Origin of the sequence: Streptomyces fractus (assembly GCF_049844455.1) — a bacterium.
Classification (GTDB): domain Bacteria; phylum Actinomycetota; class Actinomycetes; order Streptomycetales; family Streptomycetaceae; genus Streptomyces; species Streptomyces fractus.
In genome coordinates, this window is the sequence record NZ_JBMYHI010000002.1 from 4,670,367 (window position 1) to 4,693,389 (window position 23,023).

General features: G+C 68.5%; 22 protein-coding genes. 8 read left to right on the top strand and 14 right to left on the bottom strand.

Going from position 1 to position 23,023, the window contains the following annotated elements:
• Window positions 1-12: 12 nt before the first annotated feature.
• The 4 genes from ACP4E5_RS23175 (at window position 13) to ACP4E5_RS23190 (ending at window position 2,638) form a co-directional block, all read left to right on the top strand.
• A complete protein-coding gene (locus ACP4E5_RS23175; protein ID WP_425831644.1) occupies window positions 13-393 on the top strand; it encodes a phage holin family protein in 381 nt (126 codons plus the stop codon).
• A 12-nt stretch (window positions 394-405) separates the two neighbouring features.
• The gene (locus ACP4E5_RS23180) at window positions 406-900 is read left to right on the top strand and encodes a low molecular weight protein-tyrosine-phosphatase (protein ID WP_425831646.1); all 495 of its coding nucleotides are present in this window, start codon (window positions 406-408) and stop codon (window positions 898-900) included.
• A 290-nt stretch (window positions 901-1,190) separates the two neighbouring features.
• The gene (locus ACP4E5_RS23185; protein ID WP_425831648.1) at window positions 1,191-2,096 is read left to right on the top strand and encodes a LysR family transcriptional regulator; all 906 of its coding nucleotides are present in this window, start codon (window positions 1,191-1,193) and stop codon (window positions 2,094-2,096) included.
• A 59-nt stretch (window positions 2,097-2,155) separates the two neighbouring features.
• Window positions 2,156-2,638: an NUDIX domain-containing protein gene (locus tag ACP4E5_RS23190; protein WP_425831650.1), complete on the top strand. Its 483-nt coding sequence runs from the start codon at window positions 2,156-2,158 to the stop codon at window positions 2,636-2,638.
• A 45-nt stretch (window positions 2,639-2,683) separates the two neighbouring features.
• On the opposite strand, the gene ACP4E5_RS23195 is transcribed toward ACP4E5_RS23190, so the two are convergent.
• Window positions 2,684-4,072 (bottom strand): globin domain-containing protein, encoded by a 1,389-nt coding sequence (locus ACP4E5_RS23195; RefSeq protein WP_425841593.1) that lies wholly within the window; start codon window positions 4,070-4,072, stop codon window positions 2,684-2,686.
• A gap of 561 nt (window positions 4,073-4,633) precedes the next feature.
• On the opposite strand from ACP4E5_RS23195, the gene ACP4E5_RS23200 reads away from it, so the two are divergent.
• Complete coding sequence (locus tag ACP4E5_RS23200) at window positions 4,634-5,509, top strand: GNAT family N-acetyltransferase (RefSeq protein WP_425831652.1); 876 nt, start codon at window positions 4,634-4,636, stop codon at window positions 5,507-5,509.
• A gap of 68 nt (window positions 5,510-5,577) precedes the next feature.
• On the opposite strand, the gene ACP4E5_RS23205 is transcribed toward ACP4E5_RS23200, so the two are convergent.
• Window positions 5,578-5,997, bottom strand: coding sequence for a GlcG/HbpS family heme-binding protein (locus ACP4E5_RS23205; protein WP_425831654.1), 420 nt, complete (start codon window positions 5,995-5,997; stop codon window positions 5,578-5,580).
• Window positions 5,998-6,077: 80 nt separating this feature from the next.
• Window positions 6,078-7,283, bottom strand: coding sequence for an MFS transporter (locus ACP4E5_RS23210; RefSeq protein WP_425831656.1), 1,206 nt, complete (start codon window positions 7,281-7,283; stop codon window positions 6,078-6,080).
• 142 nt (window positions 7,284-7,425) lie between these two features.
• Between ACP4E5_RS23210 and ACP4E5_RS23215 the strand changes: the two genes are divergently transcribed.
• Complete coding sequence (locus ACP4E5_RS23215; RefSeq protein WP_425831658.1) at window positions 7,426-7,881, top strand: MarR family winged helix-turn-helix transcriptional regulator; 456 nt, start codon at window positions 7,426-7,428, stop codon at window positions 7,879-7,881.
• A gap of 45 nt (window positions 7,882-7,926) precedes the next feature.
• Complete coding sequence (locus tag ACP4E5_RS23220; protein ID WP_425831660.1) at window positions 7,927-8,379, top strand: GNAT family N-acetyltransferase; 453 nt, start codon at window positions 7,927-7,929, stop codon at window positions 8,377-8,379.
• 85 nt (window positions 8,380-8,464) lie between these two features.
• Here ACP4E5_RS23220 and ACP4E5_RS23225 read toward each other — a convergent pair whose 3' ends face one another.
• The 7 genes from ACP4E5_RS23225 to dnaB all read right to left on the bottom strand — a co-directional run bounded on the left by ACP4E5_RS23225 (window position 8,465) and on the right by dnaB (window position 19,068).
• Window positions 8,465-9,847: a serine hydrolase domain-containing protein gene (locus ACP4E5_RS23225; RefSeq protein ID WP_425831662.1), complete on the bottom strand. Its 1,383-nt coding sequence runs from the start codon at window positions 9,845-9,847 to the stop codon at window positions 8,465-8,467.
• Window positions 9,848-10,069: 222 nt separating this feature from the next.
• Window positions 10,070-10,756: a M15 family metallopeptidase gene (locus tag ACP4E5_RS23230; RefSeq protein WP_425831664.1), complete on the bottom strand. Its 687-nt coding sequence runs from the start codon at window positions 10,754-10,756 to the stop codon at window positions 10,070-10,072.
• Between the two features lie 7 nt (window positions 10,757-10,763).
• On the bottom strand, window positions 10,764-13,430 hold the full coding sequence (locus ACP4E5_RS23235) for a TniQ family protein (protein WP_425831666.1): 2,667 nt from the start codon (window positions 13,428-13,430) through the stop codon (window positions 10,764-10,766).
• Complete coding sequence (locus tag ACP4E5_RS23240; RefSeq protein WP_425831668.1) at window positions 13,427-14,545, bottom strand: AAA family ATPase; 1,119 nt, start codon at window positions 14,543-14,545, stop codon at window positions 13,427-13,429. The genes ACP4E5_RS23235 and ACP4E5_RS23240 overlap by 4 nt, the downstream gene beginning before the upstream one ends.
• Window positions 14,542-16,671 (bottom strand): transposase, encoded by a 2,130-nt coding sequence (locus ACP4E5_RS23245; protein ID WP_425831670.1) that lies wholly within the window; start codon window positions 16,669-16,671, stop codon window positions 14,542-14,544. The genes ACP4E5_RS23240 and ACP4E5_RS23245 overlap by 4 nt, the downstream gene beginning before the upstream one ends.
• Window positions 16,668-17,387, bottom strand: a complete 720-nt coding sequence (locus tag ACP4E5_RS23250; protein ID WP_425831672.1) for a TnsA-like heteromeric transposase endonuclease subunit — start codon at window positions 17,385-17,387, stop codon at window positions 16,668-16,670. The genes ACP4E5_RS23245 and ACP4E5_RS23250 overlap by 4 nt, the downstream gene beginning before the upstream one ends.
• A gap of 202 nt (window positions 17,388-17,589) precedes the next feature.
• The gene (dnaB, locus tag ACP4E5_RS23255) at window positions 17,590-19,068 is read right to left on the bottom strand and encodes a replicative DNA helicase (RefSeq protein ID WP_425831674.1); all 1,479 of its coding nucleotides are present in this window, start codon (window positions 19,066-19,068) and stop codon (window positions 17,590-17,592) included.
• Window positions 19,069-19,527: 459 nt separating this feature from the next.
• On the opposite strand from dnaB, the gene ACP4E5_RS23260 reads away from it, so the two are divergent.
• On the top strand, window positions 19,528-20,865 hold the full coding sequence (locus ACP4E5_RS23260; RefSeq protein WP_425831676.1) for an MATE family efflux transporter: 1,338 nt from the start codon (window positions 19,528-19,530) through the stop codon (window positions 20,863-20,865).
• Window positions 20,866-21,061: 196 nt separating this feature from the next.
• On the opposite strand, the gene rplI is transcribed toward ACP4E5_RS23260, so the two are convergent.
• The 4 genes from rplI to rpsF all read right to left on the bottom strand — a co-directional run bounded on the left by rplI (window position 21,062) and on the right by rpsF (window position 22,812).
• Entirely contained in the window at window positions 21,062-21,508 is a 447-nt protein-coding gene (rplI, locus tag ACP4E5_RS23265) for a 50S ribosomal protein L9 (RefSeq protein WP_425831678.1), read from the bottom strand.
• Window positions 21,509-21,526: 18 nt separating this feature from the next.
• A complete protein-coding gene (gene rpsR / locus ACP4E5_RS23270; protein ID WP_003949403.1) occupies window positions 21,527-21,763 on the bottom strand; it encodes a 30S ribosomal protein S18 in 237 nt (78 codons plus the stop codon).
• Between the two features lie 63 nt (window positions 21,764-21,826).
• Window positions 21,827-22,438, bottom strand: a complete 612-nt coding sequence (locus ACP4E5_RS23275) for a single-stranded DNA-binding protein (RefSeq protein ID WP_266712018.1) — start codon at window positions 22,436-22,438, stop codon at window positions 21,827-21,829.
• Window positions 22,439-22,521: 83 nt separating this feature from the next.
• On the bottom strand, window positions 22,522-22,812 hold the full coding sequence (gene rpsF / locus ACP4E5_RS23280) for a 30S ribosomal protein S6 (RefSeq protein ID WP_164559357.1): 291 nt from the start codon (window positions 22,810-22,812) through the stop codon (window positions 22,522-22,524).
• Window positions 22,813-23,023: the final 211 nt, after the last annotated feature.

The following is a 23,023-nucleotide window of genomic DNA, read 5'->3' on the forward strand; positions in this document are numbered from 1 at the left end:
ACGATCAGACACATGAAGAATTTCCTCGTCAAGACGCTCGCCAACGCGGGGGCCCTGGCCGTCGCGGTCTGGGTGCTCGACAAGATCACCCTCACCGGCGACAGCACGGGCAAGAAGATCGGCACGCTGGTCCTCGTCGCCCTCATCTTCGGCCTGGTCAATGTGATCGTGAAGCCGATCGTAAAGCTCCTGACCTTCCCGCTGTTCATCCTCACGCTCGGCCTGATCACGCTGATCGTGAACGCCCTGATGCTGCTGCTGACCTCGTGGCTGGCCGACCAGGTGGACCTGAGCTTCCACGTCGCCGGCCTCTGGACCGCGATCCTCGGTGGCCTGATCGTGTCGATCGTCTCCTGGGCGCTGAACGTCGTGCTGCCCGACGGCAAGGACTGAGAGCGTCCGAGGATGACCTATCGCGTCTGTTTCGTCTGCACCGGCAACATCTGCCGCTCGCCGATGGCCGAGCACGTCTTCCGCGCCCGTGTCGAGGAGGCGGGGCTCGATCGCCTCGTCGAGGTCGACAGCGCGGGCACGGACGGCTGGCACGAGGGCGACGGCGCCGACCCGCGCACCGTCCATGTCCTCACCGGGAGCGGTTACGCCTCCGAGCACACGGCCCGCCGGTTCCACCGCGACTGGTTCGCCCGCCTCGACCTGGTCGTCGCCCTCGACCACGGCCACCTGCGCGCCCTGCGCCGCCTGGCCCCGACACCCGAGGACGCCGAGAAGGTCCACCTGCTGCGTTCCTACGACCCCGCGGCCGACGCCTCCGACCTGGATGTCCCCGATCCGTACTACGGCGATACCAGCGGCTTCGAGGAGTGCCTGAGGCTGGTCGAGGCGGCGTGCGAGGGCCTTCTCGAATCCGTGCGCGAAGCGGTGGCGGGGCGGGTCGCATGACGGAGCCCTCGGCACAGGAACCGGGAGACGGCACGCGGGCGGTCCGGGCCGGTCTTCCCGAACCGGTCAAGAACGAACCGACCCTGCCGGGGCACTAGTACCGCGCTACGTACAACGGACGGTCCGAGCCTCCCCCTCGTGGCTCGGACCGTCCCGGTTCTCGCGCGCGAAGAACCGCGCGAACAAGGCTAGTTGACTCTGTGTCAGTGTCCAATCACGGTAGCGACAGAGACCTATCGACTTATTTATAGTTGGGCGCGGCCGGGGGTTGGGGAGGGAGGCGTGCCGCGATGGATCTCGCGTTGCTGCGCACCTTTGTGACGGTGCATCGCGCCGGTTCGTTCACCCGCGCCGCCGCGCTGCTCGGGCTGTCCCAGCCGGCGGTCACCTCCCAGATCCGCACGCTGGAGCGGCAGCTGGGGCGCCCGCTCTTCCTGCGCCAGGCGCGCGGGGTGACGGCGACGACGATCGGCGACGAGCTGGCCCACAAGGCGGCTCCGCATCTCGACGCCCTCGTGGAGATCGCCGAGGCCGGGCTCGACGAGGAGTCCCCCATACGCACCCTGCACCTGGCGGGGCCTCCGGAGTTCACCGCGGAGCGCGCCCTGCCCACTCTGACGGCCCTGACCCGGGACGACGGCCAGAGCATCGCGTTACGGGCGAGCTTCGGTACGGCCGAGGAAACCCTGGAGGGGCTCGCGGCGGGGCATCACGATCTGGCCATCGTGACGGCCCGTCCGCGCGGCGCGCTGCTCACGGCGACTCCGCTCTGCGACGAGGAGCACGTGCTGGCCGCCGCCCCGCGCCTGGCCGCCCGGATCGGCCGCGGCATGCTGCACCGCGACGCGGCGCCGTCCCTGGAGAAGTTCCCCGTGGTCGAGGTGCACGAGTCGTTGCCCCTGGTCAGCCGCTACTGGGCCGCCGTCTTCGACTCCCGGCCCGCTGTCTCCGCCACGGTCGTCGTGCCCGATCTGCGCGCGGTGCTCGCGTGCGTGATCGCGGGCGCCGGCCTCGCCGTCCTGCCGCGCTATCTGTGCCAGGAGAACCTGGAGCGCGGGGAGATCGTCGCCCTGCTCGACCCGCCTGTGCCGCCGCTGCGTACGTATTTCCTGGTGGTGCGCACCGGCACACTCGCCATGCCGCACATCGCGCGGGCGCATGAGTGGCTGCTGCGCGCTGCCGTCGACTGGTCGTGAGGGGGGCGCCGAGCGATGCGGGATGTTTCACGTGGAACCAGCCGGGCCACATTTCTCCCATGACCGTCCGACCCGTGGTCAAGCGCACCGCACGCGCCGTCCTGCTGGATGGCGACGACCTGATCCTGATCAAGCGGACCAAGCCCGGCGTCGATCCGTACTGGGTGACACCCGGTGGCGGGGTCGAGCCGGAGGACTCGACCGTCGTGGACGCCCTCCATCGCGAGGTGCACGAGGAACTCGGCGCCAAGATCGTCGACGTGGTGCCCTGCTTCGTGGACACCGTCGAGCACATCGGCGAGGACGGCGGCGCGACCGGCGTGAAGGTCCAGCACTTCTTCGTCTGCCGGCTGGAGTCGATGGACACCGACGAGCGGCACGGGCCCGAGGTCGAGGACCCGTGCGGCAGCTACGAGATCGTCCGGGTGCCGTTCACCCGCGTCGGCATCGCCTCGGTCCATCTGGTGCCGCTCTCGCTGCGTCACTACCTGGACGGCAACATCGAGGGCGTGCGGGCGATGCACGCACCCGATCTGGGCTGACGTCCCGCTGTACGAGATGTGGTGACGGCGCCGCGCTTCGAGGGCTCAGTCCGCCGCCGCGACCAGGTCCTCGACCGAGTCGTGCCGGATGCGGCTGCCGGGGATACCGATGCGCCGCAGGGTGTCGATGCTGCTGCGGATCATGCCGGGCGGCCCGGAGAGATACGCGTCGTACTCGTTCCAGGGGCCGTACTCCCGCACCGCGTCCGGCAGCTGGAGGTGGGCCTGCTGGTCGACGATGGGCCGCACCGAGAGCCATGCGTGGCTCTGCGAGAGGCGCAGCATCGTGTCGATGTCGTACAGATCGTGGTTGGTGCGGGCTCCGTAGAACACCTCGACCGAGCGCTGGTGCCCGTGCTCGGCCACGTCCTCGACGAGCGCCTTGATGGGCGCGATGCCGGTGCCGCCGCCGAGGCAGAGCAGCCCGCTGTCGGTGGTGTGGTCGACGGTCATGGACCCGGCGGGCGGGCCGAGGCGCAGCACATCGCCGGGGCGGGCGCGGTGCACCAGGGCGTTGGAGACCCAGCCCGCCGGCACCGCCTTCACGTGGAACGAGAGCAGCCCGTCGGAGCGGGGCGCGGACGCGAAGGAGTAGTGCCGCCAGATCCGAGGCCACCAGGGCGTCTCCAGCGTCGTGTACTGCCCGGCCAGGAACGGGTAGGGCTGATCGGGCCGCACGGTCACGACGGCGACGTCAGGGGTGCGCAGATCGTGCGAGACGACCTCGGCCATCCACCAGGCCGGCGCCTTCAGCTCGTCCTCGGCCGCCGCGTCGATCATGACCTGGGAGATCGTCGTGTACGTGCGGACCCAGGCGGCCTCGGTCTCCGCGTTCCACGTGGTCGTGGCGTACTGGGTGAGCGCGGCGATCAGGCACTCGCCGACGGCCGGGTAGTGGTCGGCCTGCGTGCCGTACTTGCGGTGACCTCGGCCCAGATTCTTCAGGTACGCCACGAGGACGTCCTTGTTGTCGATGTGCTCGGCGGCGGTCAGCAGCGCCTTGAGGAGCCGGTCGCGCTGGGTGTCCATCGCCGCGGGGAAGAGCGGGCGCAGTTCGGGGTGACGCACGAAGAGCAGCGCGTAGAAGTACGAGGTGACCCTGTCCGCGACGGGACCGATCTCCTCCATCGTGCGGCGGACGAGGATCGCGTCGGGGGAGGCATGGGTGGGAGCAGCGGGGCTCGCGGAGGCGGTGTCCGGGCCCGGCGTCTCGGCGGCCCGCGGCGGGGCGGGCTGCTGCGTCTGCTGCTCGGCCGGCGCCTGACGCGGCTCCGGTATTCGGTGCTCCTCCTGCGTCGCCTCCTGGCCGGAACCGGTCGTGGTCGGTTGCGGGGCCGGGGCCGTGCGCGGCGTGAACCAGCCCCCACCGTCCGAACCGGAATCGGCCGACGGCGTAGTGGTCGGAGCGTCCATGCTGTGCCTCGCCTCGAACATATTTCGGTCGGTCAACGTACTCCCGAGCTGTTCCCCGCCCGGAAACTGTGGGCTTTCCCCCGCGTGCCTCGACAACAATGCAGTCCACATTGAACACTGCATTCCGGACGGCTACTGACAAGTAAGGCAAGAGTGTGACATTGTCCGCAGTCCTCTCACGGCACCATGCCACCCGGTGTCATTGCCCAGAGCCCAAAGAGGAAAGTGCAGGTCTTCGATCTCTCCGTCCCGTTAGGCTGCGTAGGCCTGCGCGCGCCACGGGCTTCCCCTCGGGCCTTCTTCGGCCACCCGGCGCGATCCGGACCCGACGATACCGGCCGCCGCGAAGTCGACAACCCCCTACCGGCATAACTGCGCATTAAGGGAACCTCGGCCACTTCGTAAATTCGTCAATTACCGGTCCCGGCGCGCCAATTCGCGCCGTCCGGGGCCGTCGAGCGCGGGTGAGAGCCGCCCCTCGGCGCCACGTTTCACGTGAAACTCCCGGCGCGACCGAAAGCACGGGGGCACTCTCCACAAAGCGGTGGACGCCATGGGGCGAAGTCCGACAGCCTGACCTGCGTGTCGACACCTTCCCTCTCCGGCCTGCCCATCCGCCGTCTCACCCCGCGCGATGTCCTCGCGTGCGCCGACCTGTCCGAGAACCGGGGCTGGCCCCGTGAGGAACACAAATGGCGCCTGCTGCTCTCCGCCGGTACCGGCTACGGCATCGACGACCCCGACGGCGGTCTCGTCAGCGCGTGCGTACTGACCGAGTACGGCCCCCGTGACCGGCCCGAACTCGGCGCGATCGGCATGGTCCTGGTCGCCGAACAGCACGCACGGCAGGGCATCGGCAGGCGTCTGATGCGCCACATCGTCGAGCGGGCGGGCACCACCCCGCTCACCCTCCACGCGACGCCGTACGGGAGGCCGCTCTACGAGGAGTTGGGCTTCAAGGTCACGGGACGGGCCGAGATGGTCCGCGGCCGCTTCGTCGCCGACGGGCCCCTGCCCGATATCACCACCCGCGCTGCCACGGCGGAGGACCTCCCGGCGATCCTCCGCCTGGATTCGGAGGTCTTCGGCCCGGACCGTACGCATGTCATCACGCGACTTCCGGCTTTCGCGGACCAGTTGCGGGTGGCCGTGGACAGTGGGCCCGAGGGCAGGCTCATCGGTTTCGCGGCTGCCTGGCCCAACGGGGAAACCCACGTCGTCGGACCTCTCATCGCCCGCGACACCGCGACGGCACAAGCTCTTGTGGCCTCGCTCGCGGCGAGCACGGACCAGCCGCTGCGCACCGACATCGACGTGCGTCACGAGGAGCTGCTGTCGTGGCTCAAGGAGCACGGACTCGAGGCCGCTGGCCTCAACTCGGTGATGAACTACGGAACTTCGGACCTGCCCGGCGACTGGACCCGCCGCTTCGCACCGCTGACCGTGGCCGCGGGCTGAGTACGCGTCCGCCCCAAGGACCGCTGTGCTGCGGCGACTTGGGGCGGACGCGGGACGCGCTTCTGCTGCTACGCGAGGGCCTCCACGGCCGCGGTGGCGAAGCCGTGGTCCTGCTCGGGGGCGCCGCCGCCGACACCGATGGCCCCGATGAGTCGGCCGTCGCGGTGGACCGGCAGGCCGCCGGCGATGAACAGCAGCGGCCGGTCCAGCGCGGTGGGCAGGGTGTGGAAGGCGCCCTCGGGCTTGACCAGGTCGACGAGGTCGGCGGTCGCGGCATTCAGCTGGAGCGCGGTGTACGCCTTGCGCGTGCTGGTCTCGCCAGAGATGAGGACGGCGCGGTCGTCACGGCGGAAGGCCAGGAGGTGCCCGCCCGCGTCGAGGACGGTGACGCTGACGGTGACTCCGGCCGCCTCGGCGGCGAGGCGCGCGGCGGAGACCAGGGTCTCGGCGTCCTGCGTGCTGAGCGGGGCGACGGCGGTGGTGCTCATGAGGTGGTGCTCCTTGCGGGATGGTGCGGAGAGGTGCTGCGGGGCGGGGGCGTCATCGGCCCCGTCGGCCGGGGTGCGGGTCAGTGGTGCGCCGGCTCGGCGCGCGGCTGTTCGGCGGCCGCGACGATCACGCTCGGAGCGGGCGAGCGGCGCTCGAGGGCCGCGGACAGCACAGCCAGGACGAGGGCGGCCGCGGCGAGAACGGCGCCGACCCAGTTCGGGGAGGTGTAGCCGAGGCCCGCGGCGATCACCATGCCGCCGAGCCAGGCGGACAGGGCATTGCCGAGGTTGAAGGCGCCGATGTTGACGGCCGAGGCGAGCGTCGGGGCGCCGGAGGCCTGGTCGAGGACGCGCTTTTGCAGCGGCGGCACCGTCGCGAAGCCGAACGCTCCGATCAGCACGATGCTGATCGCGGCCAGGACCTTGTTGTGCGCGGTGACCGTGAACAGGGCGAGCACGAGAGCGAGCGCGCCCAGCGACACGTACAGCATGGGCATCAGGGCACGGTCGGCGAACTTTCCGCCGGTGAGGTTGCCGGCGACCATGCCGAGGCCGAAGAGGACCATGAGCCACGTGACGGAGCCGTCCGCGTAGCCGGCGACGTGCGTCATCATCGGCGCGATGTAGGTGACGGCCGCGAAGACGCCGCCGAAGCCGAGCACGGTCATCGCCATGGCCAGAACGACCTGCACGTTCTTGAACGCGGCCAGCTCGTGACGCAGCCGCACGCCTTCCGGCTTGGGCAGGTCCGGTACGAGCTTGGCGATACCGGCGAGGCCGATGACGCCGAGCCCGGCGACGACCGTGAACGTCACCCGCCAGCCGACCGACTGGCCGATGAACGTGCCGAGCGGGACGCCGACGACATTGGCGACGGTCAGACCCGTGAACATCATGGCGATCGCTCCGGCCTTCTTCTCCGGTGCCACCAGCTCGGCCGCGACGACCGAGCCGATGCCGAAGAACGCGCCGTGGGCGAGCGAGGCGACCACGCGGCCGATCAGCATGACGGCGAAGACGGGCGCGACGGCGGAGAGCAGGTTGCCGACGATGAAGAAGCCGAGCAGCAGCATCAGCATCCGCTTGCGCGGGATGCGCGTGCCCAGGGCGGTCATCAGCGGGGCGCCGAACATCACACCGAGCGCGTAGCCGGTCACCAGATAGCCGGCCGTGGGGATGGAGACGCCGAAGTCACCCGCGACCTCTGGGAGCAATCCCATGATCACGAATTCCGTGGTTCCGATGCCGAAGGCCCCGATCGCGAGGGCGAGAAGCGCGAGAGGCATGGGGGGACCCCTTCCAGACTGTTGCGGGTGCGCTTTACGGGACCTGACAATAATTGCAGACGCTGGTTAATTGCAAACGCGGGCAACCCCGGTCATCGACTACCCTGGGCTGAGTCGCTCCGGGACGGAGGAACCACGGACCATGACCGCCACAGACCCCGCACTGACCGCCCTCTCACAGGGCTGGTGCGCGCTTTCGCTGCTGCACGGGAAGATCGAGTCCCACATCGAGCGCGCGCTGTCCCGACACGGGCTGAGCGTGCGCGAGTACTCGCTGCTCGACGTCCTCAGCCGTCAGCACGACGGGGAGGGCGGCCACCTCCAGATGAAGCAGGTGGCCGACGCCGTCGTCCTGAGCCAGAGCGCGACCACGCGCCTGGTCACGCGGCTCGAGGAGCGCGGCCTGCTCGCCCGCTACCTGTGCCCGACCGACCGTCGGGGCATCTACACGAACGTCTCCGAAGCCGGGTCCAAGCTGCTCGAGGAGGCCCGCCCCACGAACTCCGCGGCGCTGCGGGAAGCCCTCGACGCCGCGGCCGAGGATCCCGAGCTCGCCCCACTCGTCAAGGCGGTCGAGGGGCTGCACGCCGTCGCCTGACCGGGCCCGGCGCGGTCGTCGGGGGCCCCGCATAGGCTGCGGCCCATGGGAGATCTTGAGATCAGGCCGGCCGCGGCCGAGGACATTCCGGAGATTGTCGCCATGCTGGCGGACGATCCGCTGGGCGCCAAGCGGGAGTCACCGGAGGACCTCACGCCGTATCTCGCAGCGCACGCACGCCTGACGGCCGACGCGAATCAGCACCTCGTCGTCGCCGTACGCGCAGGCCGCGTCGTCGGCACACTGCAACTCAGCATCATCCCCGGGCTCTCCCGGAAGGGCTCCACTCGCTCGATCATCGAAGCCGTCCGCATCCACACAGACGAACGTGGCAGCGGCCTCGGCACGCAGCTCATCGAGTGGGCCGTCGACGAATCCCGGCGCCAGGACTGCCAGTTGGTACAGCTGACCTCCGATGTCACGCGCACCGACGCCCACCGCTTCTACGAGCGGCTCGGCTTCGTGGGCTCACACATGGGCTTCAAGCTGCAACTGTGACCCGGGAAGTCGATCACGGGGGCGGATCACGGGAGCCGTTCGGTCGGCTGTTTCACGTGAAACAGCCGACCGCCAGAGCTACGCCTCAGCGGGGAACGCCCCGCCACCCCTCCGGATCCACGCCACCAGGAACCGGCCCACCGGCCGGATACGGCTCCCGCGTGAAGACGAAGGACCCGAGGTCGAGGTGGTTCACCGCCCCATCCTCCTGCCGGACGGCCCGGAGCAGCTCCCCCGCGTAGTAGCCGTCGAGCCCGGTCCATGTGCCGTCACCGTTCGATCGGAACCGGGAACGTCGTCCACCTTCGGCCGCCGGCCCCACCTCCACCGCACCGTCGGCCGCCAGGCGCAGCACCACCGCCTGCGTCCCCCAGTACCAGGGCCCCACCAACCCCAGGTCGGACGCCTTCACTTCGGGCAGCGGCCGCCATGGCGCGGGCAGCCTCGGCTCGGCTTCGGCGACGATCCCCAGCAACTCGGCGGCCAGCGTCGCCGCGGGCAATCCCGTCGTGCAGTTGGCGAGAGCCACCGCCACGAGACCCTCCTCCTCGCACAGCCACAGCCCTGCCACGAACCCCGGCAGCGAGCCGCCGTGTCCGGCCAGGGTGCGGCCGCCGCGCCGCACCACCTGCATGCCGAGCCCGTACGAGGACCCCCAGTCGCCCGGAAGCGTCGGCGCGGCAGGGGTACGCAGCTCCCGGACGGACTCCGCACTCAGCACCCGGTCGTCCCCGACCGCGAGGAAGGACGCGAAGACCGCCAAGTCCCGTGTGGTGGACCACAGTTGACCCGCAGGGGCCATCAGGCCCAGGTCCTCACTCGGCTCCGGAAGCAGCACATCTGCGTACGGGTGCACGGCCCAGCCCCCGGCGTGCGGATGCTGTGGTTGGGCGCTGGTGCGGGTCAGCCCCAACGGTTCGAGGATCTCGCCGCGCAGGGCTTCCTCCCAGGACACCCCGCGCACTGCCTCGACCAGGGCGCCGAGGAGCGTATAGCCGGGATTGGAGTAATGGTGACGCCGGCCGGTGGGGTGCCGGAAGGGCTGCTCACCGAGGACGTCGGCGAGGGTGGGGCGCAGGCTCGCCGGACTCCGCTCCCACCATTCCCCCGGCGTCTCGGCCGCCAACCCACCGGTGTGGGCGAGCAGTTCGGCAATCGTGACGCTGTCCGCACCGGTGCCGGGCAGATGCTTCCCCAGCGGGTCCGTCAGGTCGAGCAGCCCTTCGTCGCGCAGCCGCAGCACCAGCACGGCCGTGAACGTTTTGGTGATCGAGCCGATCCGGTACTGCACGTGCTCGTCCGGCCCGTGCCCGTCCACAGAGGTGCGCGACCCGGTCCACACCAGCTCACCGTCTCGCGCGACCGCGGCCACGAGTGAGGGCGCCCGCCCTTCGCGCTGGGCCACGGCGATGCGGTGCAGGAGGGCGCGACGGGTGGTGGGCAACAACTCTTCCGCGGATGTCGTCATGGGCCCAGTCCATCCCGGCCGACGACCGGCGTCGAGAGGTTTTCACCGCAGGCTGATCTTCAGCCGACCGTCCTGTAGGATCTCGTGGCCCATGACATAGCGCATCCCTCTGACCTGCGGCTCTTGAAGCTGTCTCACGCCGTGTCATGCCGAGTTCGTCTCAGGAAGCCTGTCATTTCCTCGGGTGTCGGCCGAGGCCGTCGGCCGGCACCCGAGGGCGAACTACTTCTGGTGCGGCTGAGGAATCTGCGATTGATCGAGTTCCTTGGGCCCGTAATGGGCGGCTGCCGCTCCCGTTTCCAAGGCCCAGTAACGGTCTCCGTATGACCAGTGCCACCACTCTGTAGGGTAGTTGACCAGGCCGACCGCTGTGAGCGCGGCGCTCAGGATGTCCCGATGGGAGCGAGCCTCATCGCTTATGTTGTCGGCCTGCGTGTAACAAGCACCCGCACTCTCCTCCGGAGTCGCATTCACACGCGTACCCATGTCGAGTTCGACCCCGTCGTCATCAGCAAGCGTCAGGTCAACAGCTGCCCCGGCACTGTGCGGTGCGATCTCGGGTGGGGACACGTAGCGGCTGGTTGCCGATCGGATCTTCTCAGCGGCCCATTCCGGATGTTCAGCACGTAGTTGGGACGCGTACTTGTCAAAGTAGTGCCGCTGCAGGGACGGTGGGCGGTACCCCTCGACGAACAGTAGCCGCATCCCTTGTGGTAGCTGTTCCTGTGCCTTGAGGAGGCGTTCGAGCACGCCTTCCCGTAGGTAGGCGAAGGCCCCAGCAGAGTCCTGCCACTTCCGCTGGTCGACCAGCAGGTGGCTGTCTTGTCGCAGATCCACGAGCCGTTCACGACACTCCTGAACAGGCACGGCTGCGACCTTCGGGTCGGACATCAGAACGATCTCAGTCATGAAGTGATCATCTCCCGGCCCTGCACTCGCCTTCAGCTGGGATCATCTGGGCTGCTGAGGCGATGCGTTTCCCGAACCGGGTCAGTTTCATGGCTCTGCCGCGCTCGGCTCGTTCGAAGAGAGGCTGTCCGAGGTCCGCTTCGAGGCGCTTGATCTGGGTCACCAGAGCGGACTGGTGGATGCCGAGGTCTCGGGCTGCTTCGCCAAGCGTGGGGTAGGTCCGGGCAGCCAGGAATCGCGAGAGCCTTTGCCGTGCGAATGCTCCGGTGAGGGCCTTGCGGAGGATGGCAGGGAGAGCGTCAGCTTCGTCAGCGGCGCGGAGGGCCGTGTGGTGGCTGGCTCCACCGCGTGGGCGCAGTGGGATGTTGTGGGTGTGGGCCCAGCGGGCCATGTTCGCGGGGCTCATTCCGGTTTCGCGGGCGAGGTCGGGCAGGGTGCGGCGGCGGTGGACGTACTGCTCGATGAGCCAGTCCCGTTCGATCGTGCCGCGGGGCTTGTAGTCCTGAGGACCGTCGCGGAGCGGGATGCCGTACTCCTTGGCGAGACTGGCCACCATCTGGCGGGAGAAGCCGGTGAGGGTGGCGATCTGCCGGAGGGACAGGTGCTCGCGGAGGTAGAGATGGGCGAGGTGCTCAACCGGGATGGTTTGCCGGGCTTCCTGGCGGATGCGGCCTGTGGCCCTGGCGACGCTCCGTGTCAGCGGGGGAGCGGGGGCTGGGTGTTCATCGAGGACGTGTCGGACGGCCTCAACGGTCGTGCCCAGGACCTGGGCCGCGTGCTGAACGGGGCTGCGGCGTTCTCGAACGAGCTGGTGCAGGCGGGAAAGGTCGATGCCTTCCGGATCGGGGCCGGGCAGGGCAAGTCCGACCAGCAGGGCGGTGGATGGTTGCCAGGTCACGGGCTCGTCGTGGATGTGGTGCGAGGCAAGGAAGTTGAGGGCTTCCCGGTGGAGGGCCTGTGCGAGTTCGGGTGTCTGGAGTGCGGTGAAGTGCAGGGACGTCGCGCGGAATTCCGCGGTGTCGAGCCCGCCTTGGCGATCGGGGGCCGCTTCGGCGGGCATGCCGCTGAGTCGGCGGAAGAGCTGGCTGCGGGCGATGCGTTCGCGCCTGCCGGTTCCCGGCGGGGTTCCGGTCCGGCGGCAGATCGCCAGCCAGCGGTCATGGGGAAGCAGGCCGGTGTAGTCGAGGGTCCGGCGCCGGCCGTAGTCGATGGGGACGTCGGCGGCGTCGAGATGGTCGGTGAGCCGGTCCAGGGCCGTGAGGATGTCTGGCCAGTGCGGAAGGCCGTCGAGTTCCTGGAGGAGTCGTGAGATCCCGATCCCGTATGTGGCGTCGCCGACCAGCCCGGCGGCCTGGTCCAAGGAGATGCGGCCGCCGGGAATCAGCAGCAGGGCGGCGAGGACGGGAGCCAGGGATCGCGCATAGATTCCCTCGGGCGGTGTGAGCCGGACCGTCCAGGACGGCCAGAACATCGTGGGAATCTTCGAGGCTCGCTGTTCGATGTCCCGCCTGGTCCGTGTCGGCCGGCGGGGGGTTTCGGTCGTGGTGCGGTAGCGGAGGTGATCGCTGGGGCGGAAGGACGGTGCAAGTGCGGCCAGGTGCACGGACTGAAGCACGGGGCTGATGCCCCGGCCCCAGTCGTCGATGCTGGTCGGCGAGATCTGCGCGAGTTCCTCGCGTACTTCGTTCAACAGGCCGCGCAGAGCCTCGCCGGCCGGATGGATTCCTGGCCGCTGCAGGATGTCCAGGGCCGTGGTGACCGCGACGGCGGCGTCCGCGGCTCGGGGCGGCGCCATGAACCCCGGTCGGTTCGCCGCCTGTTGAAGGTGCGGCAAGACCGGCTCGGTGGCAAGCTGCGCCTCTGCGATGTCCGCCGGGATCTGTTCCCGCAGGACTGCAGCGGGAAGATCACTGAGGGTGCGGATGCCCAGGGCCCGGATGTCGGCCAGCACCGCGGGCGCCAGCTGGGGAAGTGCCCGGTAGGGGCCGAAGGCCACCGTTGCCCCGTCGATGATCTCCATCACCCGGTCCTGTGCCGCAAGGACCGGATGGCCCGCAGGCATGCGGAGCGTCGAGACACGGGTCAGATCACTGCCGCAGCCCGCTGATATCGGACCGCCGGGGCGGGTCGGTGGATTGCCGCAGAGCTCGGGCCGGGGAACGGATCGTCCTGAGCGGGGCCGCAGCCGCGGAATCCGCCCGCACTGCGGGCAGCGGTCCGCCAGCAGGCGGCGATGCCGGGTGCAGGCGAAGGAGAAGCCGAGCCTCCAGGACAACTGCCAGCGCCCGTCGGTGGCTTGGAGGCAGTCCGGGCAGAACCGGGAACCGCGTCCGCGGCCCCAGAGGGTGTGCCGTGCGACGGCCCGGCCTCCGGAACCAAGGTGCAGTGCCCGCCCGTCATAGTGCGCCAGAGTCAGGGCAGTGACCGTCTCCGGGGCCGTGCCGGTGGCGTGCGCGACCGCGGCGGTGAGTTGCTCGTCGAGGACGATCGTCCAGTCCGCGGGAATGCCGCGAAACTGATTCCCGGCCCGGTGCCCGGCCGGGAAGCCGAAGTGCAGCCGGACATCGCCGAGTGTGGTGTCCAGTCGTCGGGCCGTCGCCTCCAGCCAGGAGTCCAGGGCCTCGCCGGGAAGGGGTGGCAGCCGGATCGGCAGGGTGCGGGCCACCGGTGTCATGCCACTCGTCGGCTGCGGGAACGTGGGCGGCTGGTCAGCCGCTTCTTGTCCAGGGCGGCCTGGAGTTCGAGGCGGGCGGCCTCGGATGCCTCGTCGTTCTTGACCCGGTCCATCAGTTCCTGGTCGAGCCGTTCGGCCCCGGTGCGGACCGCCCGCTGGCAGCCGCGGTTGATGAGCGTCATCAGCGAGCCGATGTGTCCGGTGCTGCGGGCGAAGAGATAGTCCGACAGTTCGTCCGCGAGCATGCCGGGGTGTTTTTTCGTGAGCACGACGCGTTGTTCGAGGGCCAGCAGCATCTGGCGCCACTCACGGCGTCCGGCCTCCGTGTCGATGGTGAACGGGCGGAGTCCGAGGCGGGTGGTGCGGCGGCCGGTCTGGGCCAGAGCGGTGTCGCGCCCGTTCGTGCCCTCGCCGAACAGGCCCTTCCTGGCGAGTTCGACGCCCACCATCAGCAGGGTCACCGGGAACTCGTTGGCGATCCACTTCAGGTGATTGCTCACCTCAATGCCGCTCTTCTCTCCCCATTTCAAGAAGTGCAGGTCGTCCAGGATCACCAGGCGGACCTCGCAGGACAGCACGCAGTCCAGCACCCGTCGTCCGAACTGGGCGGTGGTGCCCCGTCCAGTTCCGGGGTGGCCGAAGAACTCCAGCATGGCCCGGTTGAGGTCCTTCATCCCTGTGTTCCCGGTCAGCCCGACCCGGCAGACGGGAATCCGCTCGTGTCCCTGGCTCGTGGAGGGACCGGACTCGTCGACCTCCCGGCGGTGGAAGTCGCGGGCGAAGGCCAGCACCGAGGTCGTCTTGCCCAGCCCCGGGAACGCGTCGACGGCCACCGCTCCCTTGGCCTTGTCGCCGTCCTGCTCGTTGCTGTCGACGATGTCCCACAAGTCCTCGTGAAGCTCGGCCAGTTGCGGCGTCTTGACCGGGCCGATGTTCGCATGCCACTTCCGGCGCCGCCGGTTGTAGTCCGCTCTCGCCCGCACGCTCAGGGATTCCAGCTGCCCGCAGGTCAGCAGATCGGGCCGACCGCGGCGAGGACTCTCGGCGAACGCCTTGAAGTCCTCCTTCCGCGACAGGGCGAGATTGTCCGCCTCCGGAACAGCGCCGTCGCTCACACGTCCTCCAGCGCATCGGCATAGAAGTCGCCCTCTTCGGCAAGATCCTCCAGATCGGCCTCGTCGTCGTCCCCCGTCTCCGCCGCCGTGTTGGACTCGTGCGGTTCCGCAGCCTCCTCGGCCTCGCCGAGGGCCTTGCGTACGGATGGAAGGGAGACGATCGTCTCCTCTTCGCTCTGCGGAAGTTCGATGGCGGCCTGCTCGCGCGAGAGCCGCAGGGCGATGCGCCGCTCGGCGATCGTGGTGCCCAGTCCGAGGTTCCACCGCTCCAGCAGCTCGGCGACGGCGAGCCGGTCGTCGGGAAAGCGATACTTCGAGGCGGCCAGCTGCCGGGCGAACCTCAACGCGTCCTCGCTCAGCGGCATCTCGGCCGACGGCGCGTGTTCCCACACCAGCGTGTGCCAGGCCCGGGTCACAGGATTACGGAAGTAGATTTTAGTGATGTCGTCCGGGTCCGTCTGGAACGGCCAGCCGTTCTTCACCGGCCCGTCATAGGGGCTTCGAGTCCCCGGCTCCGGAAGGCCAGAGCCGCTGTAGCGGCGGCGGCCGATCTCGACCCCGTAGTGCTGGATCGTGCGCCACTCGGTCTTTAGGAACTCGTAGGCGAGATCCGGATCCCGGGGAACCTCGATGTAACCGGCCCTGGTCATCCCGTGCTCGAACATCTTCGCCGGGGACATCCGCAGCCCCGGCAGGCCCGGATCGACCAGACTGGAGTGCGGCCTGCAGTGATAGACCGTCGCGGTCCACTCCCGGATGATCGCCTCAAGCTCGTCGAGGAAGAAGAACGCGTCGTCCTCCGGGCTCTCGCCCCGCGAGTGGATGTCGGGTCCCTTGTAGCCGGGCAACAGTTGCAGCAGCCCCTCGCGCACGGTCCGGAAATAGCGTTCAACCGGGCCCTTGTCACGGCCGGTCCGCAGCCGGGCCGGCTGGATGGAGATGCCCATCCGGCGGCAGACACTGGTCAGATGCTCCGAGACGTAGACCTTGCCGTGGTCGACGACCAGCGTCTCCGGGACCAGGGGTGGTGAGGCCAGGCCCGGTCCGGTGGCGCCCTCGACGTCGACCAGGACGGTGCGGGGGATGCCGTGCTCGGGCCAGACCGCGTGCCGCGGCCAGTCCCGGCCCGCCGGCCTCGGCCGGAACGACTGGAAGAGCACCGCGCTGACATCTACCGCCTTCGTGGAGACCGGCGTGAGCCGGATCCCCGTGATGCAGCGCGTGTACCAGTCCATCGCAACCGTCAGCTCGGCCTGCACCCACTTGAGCGTCAGCGGGTCGAACGCGAACACGTCCAGCCGCGTGGAGTCCATCAGCAGGTACTCACCCGGCCGCGTCGGCCGCAGCTTCCCGTACGGACCCTTCGGCCGATCCGCGATGTCCCGGTTCCGCTTCGTACTCAGCCGGAACAGCGGATGCCGACGCTCCAACTCCTCCAACAGCCGAAACGCCGTCGCCCGACTCGGCTGCGGCACCACCCCCTCACCGAACCGCGCAATCACCCGGGCCCGGGCCCGCTCGATCACCATCGTCCGCGACGGCCGCGACTGGTCGGAGTGCTCGACCATCACCTCCACCGCGGTCTCCACCCACCGGTCATCGACCTCGATCTTCGTCTTCCGCGTCGGTCCCCTTCGGGGAGCGAGCCCAGCTTCCCCGTGGCTCCGGAACTCGGCGATCCACCGCTTCAAGGTCCGCAGGCCCACGCCGAGTTCGGAGATCTTCGCCGCGTATCTGGCCTCCAACGGCCTCTCCGGCGAGTACTCGGGACGCGGTTCCCCGTCTCGTGCGAGTTCGCGGCTGCCGGACCGATACCCCGTCAACACCTCACGAACGTGCTCAGCTCGTTCCAGGACCCTCTGCTTCTCCGGCTCAGCAAGCTGCCCAAGAACCACGGAGGCGATCTCGCCCTCGTCGTCCGCTGACGGCCCAGGTCCGTCAGGACTGATGACAGCACGGTCGGAGAACAGCAACTCCTTGAGCGACAGCCGTAAAAGCCGCCCATGGCCACCCTTCAAGACCACTTCGTTGCCCGCTGTGGTCGCAGCCATCTCCACCACCTCGACGGTCTCCCCGTCGTAGCGGAAACGCGTACCGACTCCGACGCGAGCCCCAGCCCTGCTCATGCTGCCCTCCTCAGAATGTGCGAAGGTCCCAGCGGTCGACCGAGTTCGGTGACGACAGCCTGTATCCAGAGCAGGTGGTGGACGGCGGCTCGGACTTGAGACTCCGGACGATTCGGCAGACACTCCGCGACCTGCCCCAGACGAAGCCCGTCGAGATCCGCATCCAGGAGCTCTTCCAATACCTCAGTGCTGAACAGCCAGTCCCTGCGATAACCCGCCAGGAACCGGATGTTCCCCAGTTCAACAGCCGGGGGCTCGCTCCAGACCTCGTACTTCCAGCCGCGCGACTCCACCACCCGCCGCGTCCAGCCGAAGGCGAACTCCACCTCCGGCTTGGACAACCGATGCAACGGTTTGACGTCGACAACCACCGGCGTCTGCCCTGTGAACAGGAGATAGTCCGGGATGTGCCGCCGCACCTTCCCCTCCAGCACCGTCTTCAGCAGGAAGGGCTGGGCCACGATGCCGCGTACGAACGGATCGAAGTCGGCGAAGAGCAACCGCGACAGTTCCAGGCGCGACTCGTAGATCACGTGGTCGCGCATCGTCGCCGACCAGTAGATACCCGAGTAGTGCTTCTGGCCCTTGTACCAACGGAACGTTCGCCACGGACAAGCCGACTGCAGGAGGTCAACAGGGGCCGTACGCCAGTCCCGGTCCTCCACCACGGCACCACGCTGCTGACGGATACTCACCGTCGCAATGACGCTGTCCATCGCGCACCCCCACCCCACGAGCAACGACCCGTACAGCCAAGGGTGTCAGCAGAGCAACGACGGACAGAGCGGGCCGGAACTCCATCACCCGAAAAGGTGAGAGCCTCCACCAGCGAGTCTCACGAAGACGGCATAAGTGCCGCCGATGTGCCATCGGACGTGAGACTGTGCCACGAAATCTGAGACCCTACACGTCCCCCGATCAGGTCTGCGCCATGTCCACGAAGCGCGAGTAGTGGCCCTGGAAGGCGACGGTGATCGTGGCCGTCGGGCCGTTACGGTGCTTGCCGACGATGATGTCCGCCTCGCCCGCGCGAGGAGACTCCTTCTCGTACGCGTCCTCACGGTGCAGCAGGATGACCATGTCGGCGTCCTGCTCAATGGAGCCGGACTCACGCAGGTCGGAGACCATCGGCTTCTTGTCCGTGCGCTGCTCGGGGCCACGGTTCAGCTGGGAGAGCGCGATCACCGGCAGCTCCAGCTCCTTGGCCAGCAGCTTCAGGTTTCGGGACATGTCCGAGACCTCCTGCTGACGGCTCTCGGAGCGCTTCGAGCCACCGGCCTGCATCAGCTGCAGATAGTCGATGATCACGAGCTTGATGTCGTTGCGCTGCTTGAGCCGACGGCACTTCGCGCGGATCTCCATCATCGACAGGTTCGGGGAGTCGTCGATGTACAGCGGCGCGGCCGAGACCTCGGGCATCCGGCGCGCGAGCCGCGTCCAGTCCTCGTCCGTCATCGTGCCGGAGCGCATGTGGTGCAGGGCCACGCGCGCCTCGGCCGACAGCAGACGCATCGCGATCTCGTTGCGCCCCATTTCGAGGGAGAAGATGACGCTGGGCAGGTTGTTCTTGATCGACGCGGCGCGAGCGAAGTCCAGCGCCAGCGTGGACTTACCCATGGCGGGACGGGCCGCGATGACGATCATCTGGCCCGGGTGCAGACCGTTGGTGAGCGAGTCGAAGTCGGTGAAGCCGGTCGGCACACCGGTCATCTCGCCGCTGCGCGAACCGATCGCCTCGATCTCGTCGAGCGCGCCCTCCATGATGTCGCCGAGCGGGAGGTAGTCCTCGCTGGTGCGCTGCTCGGTGACGGCGTAGACCTCGGCCTGCGCCCTGTTGACGATCTCGTCGACATCGTCGTCGCCCGCGTATCCCATCTGCGTGATCCGCGTGCCCGCCTCGACAAGGCGGCGCAGTACGGCGCGCTCGTGGACGATCTCCGCGTAGTACTCGGCGTTCGCCGCCGTCGGGACCGTCTGCACGAGGGTGTGCAGATACGATGCGCCACCGACCTTGTTGATCTCGCCGCGCTTGGTCAGCTCCGCGGCGATGGTGATCGGGTCGGCGGGCTCGCCCTTGGCGTAGACGTCGAGGATCGCCTGAAAGATCGTTTCGTGGGCCGGCTTGTAGAAGTCGGGACCCTTGATGACCTCCACGACGTCGGCGATCGCGTCCTTCGACAGGAGCATGCCACCGAGCACGGACTGCTCGGCGTCCAGATCCTGCGGTGGAACGCGCTCGAAGGTGGCAGGGCCTTCGTCCCAGCCGCCGCCCTCACTGCCCCGCTCGTGCTGGTCTCCCTGACCTCGGCCACCGCCCCGGAACGGCCGGGAAGGGGGGAGGCGATCGCTGGGACCGTCTTCGGCCCAGGGGTCGTCCAATGGCTCGGAGATACTCACCGGGCCGCCTCCTCCCGTCCGCCGAGCGGACCTCGCCGTACCCCTCATTCCTACGGCACGACACTGACAAATAAGAGACCCAACTCCGCTTCTGACGCGTCGGATTTGTGAGGTTTCCGAGGTCGCGGGACACGGTGGGCGCCGCACCACGGTAGGCGTGTCTGCACCGTCAGCCAATCTGGTTATCCACAGGCGCTGTGGATGACGGGCCCCTCGCTGTGGAGAACCCGGGAAAACCTGTGCACGACACGGTGGACAGGCCTGTGAACAAGCCCTCACGCGATTCCATACACAGCATCTGACCTGCCGTTTTCCCATCCACCGGCTGTGCAGAAGAAAAACTTTCCCAGTCGGCCCAAGATCTCCGTCCGCCCCGCCGCGCGACACGCGGAAGACCGCCGCAGGTAAGGGTCACTCTAACGTTGCATCTCTTACCTGTGGAAGATTAGATTGGTGCCCATGACACAGGCTCCCGCGACACCCAAGGCCGCCCGACGCCGGCACGACCGAGAGATCGTCGCCCTCGCCGTTCCGGCCTTTGGCGCACTCGTCGCCGAGCCCCTTTTCCTCATGGCCGACAGCGCCATCGTCGGCCATCTCGGCACCTCACAGCTCGCCGGACTTGCCGTCGCCTCGGCCCTGCTGCAGACCGCGGTCAGCGTCTTCGTCTTCCTCGCCTACGCGACCACCGCGGCGGTTGCCCGGCGCGTCGGTTCCGGCGATCTGAAGTCCGCCATCCAACAGGGCATGGACGGCATCTGGCTCGCCCTGTTTCTCGGTGTCTTGGTCGTCGCCGTCGCCCTGCCGACAACCCCGGCACTGGTCGACCTCTTCGGCGCTTCCGACACGGCGACGCCCTACGCGATCACCTACCTGCGCATTTCCTCGCTCGGCATTCCCCCGATGCTCATCGTCCTCGCGGCCACCGGTGTGCTGCGCGGACTGCAGAACACCAAGACCCCTCTTTATGTGGCGGTCGCCGGCTTCGTCGCCAACGCCGGGCTGAACGTCGCGCTCGTCTACGGTGCGGGCCTGGGCATCGCGGGTTCCGCCTGGGGCACCGTCATCGCCCAGGTCGGCATGGCCGTCGTCTACCTCGTCGTCGTGATCCGCGGCGCCCGCCGCCACGGGGCTTCGCTGCGTCCGGACGTGGCCGGCATCAGGGCTTGCGCCCAGGCAGGCGCGCCGCTTCTCGTGCGGACGATCTCGCTCCGGGCGATCCTGATGATCGCGACAGCCGTCGCGGCCCGGCTCGGTGACGCCGATGTGGCCGCGCACCAGATCATCCTGTCTCTGTGGAGCCTGACGGCCTTCGCCCTCGACGCCATCGCCATCGCCGGTCAAGCGATCATCGGCCGCTACCTCGGAGCCGACGACGCTCCGGGCGCACGGGCGGTCTGTCGCCGGATGGTGGAGTGGGGGATCGTCGCGGGAGTCGTCCTCGGCGTACTCATCGTCGTCGCCAGACCACTGTTCGTCCCGCTGTTCACGAGCGATCAGCTCGTCCAGGACGCCGCCCTGCCCGCCCTCATCGTCGTGGCCCTGTCCCAGCCCATTTGCGGGATCGTCTACGTCCTGGACGGAGTCCTCATGGGCGCGGGCGACGGGCCTTATCTGGCCTGGGCCATGCTGGTCACGTTCGCCGTCTTCGCCCCTGTGGCGCTGCTGGTCCCCGTCCTCGGCGGCGGTCTCACCGCGGTGTGGGGTGCGATGGCGCTGATGATGACGGTGCGCATGATCACGCTCTGGATCCGCTACCGCTCGGGGCGCTGGGCCGTGACAGGCGCGACGCGCTGACTCACTGACGCGCTGACTCGCTCACTCGCTGACGCGAAGCGAGCTGTTTCACGTGAAACCGCGAGGCAGCCAAAGCCGGACGTACGTCGAAGCAGGACGTTCCACCGTTTCACGTGAAACGCAGCCAGCAAGCATGTGGGGCCGCACCCCGAAGGGTGCGGCCCCACATTCGCTTCAGCGCTGCTCAGAGCAGTGCTCAGGCAGAGACGACCTCGATGTTGACCTTGGCGGCAACCTCGGGGTGCAGACGCACGGAGGCCTCGTGGCCACCCAGCGTCTTGATGGGCGAGCCCAGCTCGACACGGCGCTTGTCGACCTTCGGGCCACCGGCGGCCTCGATCGCCGAAGCGACGTCAGCCGGGGTGACGGAACCGAAGAGACGACCGGCGTCGCCGGAGCGGACGGCCAGACGGACCGCGGTGCCCTCGAGCTTGGCCTTGATCTCGTTGGCCTGCTCGATGGTGGCGATCTCGTGGATCTTGCGGGCGCGACGGATCTGCGCCACGTCCTGCTCGCCACCCTTGGTCCAGCGGATCGCGAACTTCCGCGGGATCAGGTAGTTACGGGCGTACCCGTCCTTGACGTCGACGACCTCGCCGGCGGTGCCGAGGCCAGAGACCTCGTGGGTCAGGATGATCTTCATGTTTCGGTCACCCTTTCCTTATCGCGCGGTGGACGTGTAGGGCAGCAGCGCCATCTCACGGCTGTTCTTGACGGCCGTGGCGACGTCACGCTGGTGCTGCGTGCAGTTGCCGGTCACGCGGCGGGCACGGATCTTGCCGCGGTCGGAAATGAACTTCCGCAGCATGTTCGTGTCCTTGTAGTCCACGTACGTGACCTTGTCCTTGCAGAAAGCGCAGACCTTCTTCTTAGGCTTGCGCACAGGCGGCTTCGCCATGGTGTTTCTCCTGTGTGATCAAGAAGTGTGGGGTGCGAGCCCCGTCCCCTCAGGGAGTGATCCCTAGAAGGGGGGCTCGTCCGAGTAGCCGCCGCCGGAGCCGCCGGAGCTTCCGCCCCAGCCGCCACCGCCGCCGCCCTGCTGGCCGCCGCCGGCCGGCGCACCGGTCGCCCAGGGGTCGTTGGCCGGGGCTCCGCCCTGGCCACCTCCCTGACCGCCCTGCTGGCCGCCGGGGCCGCCGCCCCAGCCGCCACCGCCGCCGCCCTGCTGGCCGCCGCCGAATCCGCCGCCGCCACCCTGGCCACCACGACCGGGGGTCTTGGTGACCTTGGCGGTGGCGTAGCGCAGCGAGGGGCCGATCTCGTCGACCTCGAGCTCCACGACCGTCCGCTTCTCGCCCTGCTGGGTCTCGTACGAACGCTGCCGCAGTCGTCCCTGAGCGACGACACGCATACCGCGCGTCAGCGACTCGGCGACATTCTCCGCGGCCTGACGCCAGATCGACGCGCGGAGGAACAGCGCATCGCCGTCCTTCCACTCATTGGTCTGACGGTCGAACGTCCGAGGCGTCGACGCGATCGTGAAGTTCGCGACGGCCGCGCCGGACGGGGTGAAGCGCAGCTCGGGGTCGTCGGTCAGGTTTCCGACGACGGTGATAACGGTCTCGCCTGCCATGGGGGAACCTCTCGGCGGGTTTGCTGCTGGCTGCTTGCTGCTACTCGAATGCCCGACCCGACGTACTCACTGAACTAGGAAGTTCAGTGGGTCTCGGGACGGAGGACCTTGGTCCGGAGGACCGACTCGTTCAGGTTCATCTGGCGGTCGAGCTCCTTGACGACCGCAGGCTCGGCCTGCAGGTCGATGACCGAGTAGATGCCCTCGGGCTTCTTCTTGATCTCGTACGAGAGCCGACGACGGCCCCAGGTGTCGACCTTCTCCACCTTGCCGTTGCCCTCACGGACAACGGACATGAAGTTCTCGATCAGGGGGGCGACAGCGCGCTCCTCCAGATCGGGGTCGAGGATGACCATCACCTCGTAGTGACGCATGTGGAACCCACCTCCTTTGGACTCAGCGGCCACGGTCGTTCCGTGGCAGGAGGGTTGTTATGCGTAGCAACGGTATCGGCCACCACTGACAATCGGGTCCCGCCGAGCGGATCCGCCCTGATCAGTGGAGTGAGCCCCTGGTCGGGGCGTGAACAGACACCGGTGCAGACCGTACAGACTACCCGCACCTCTGCTTCCGGTTGAAATCCGG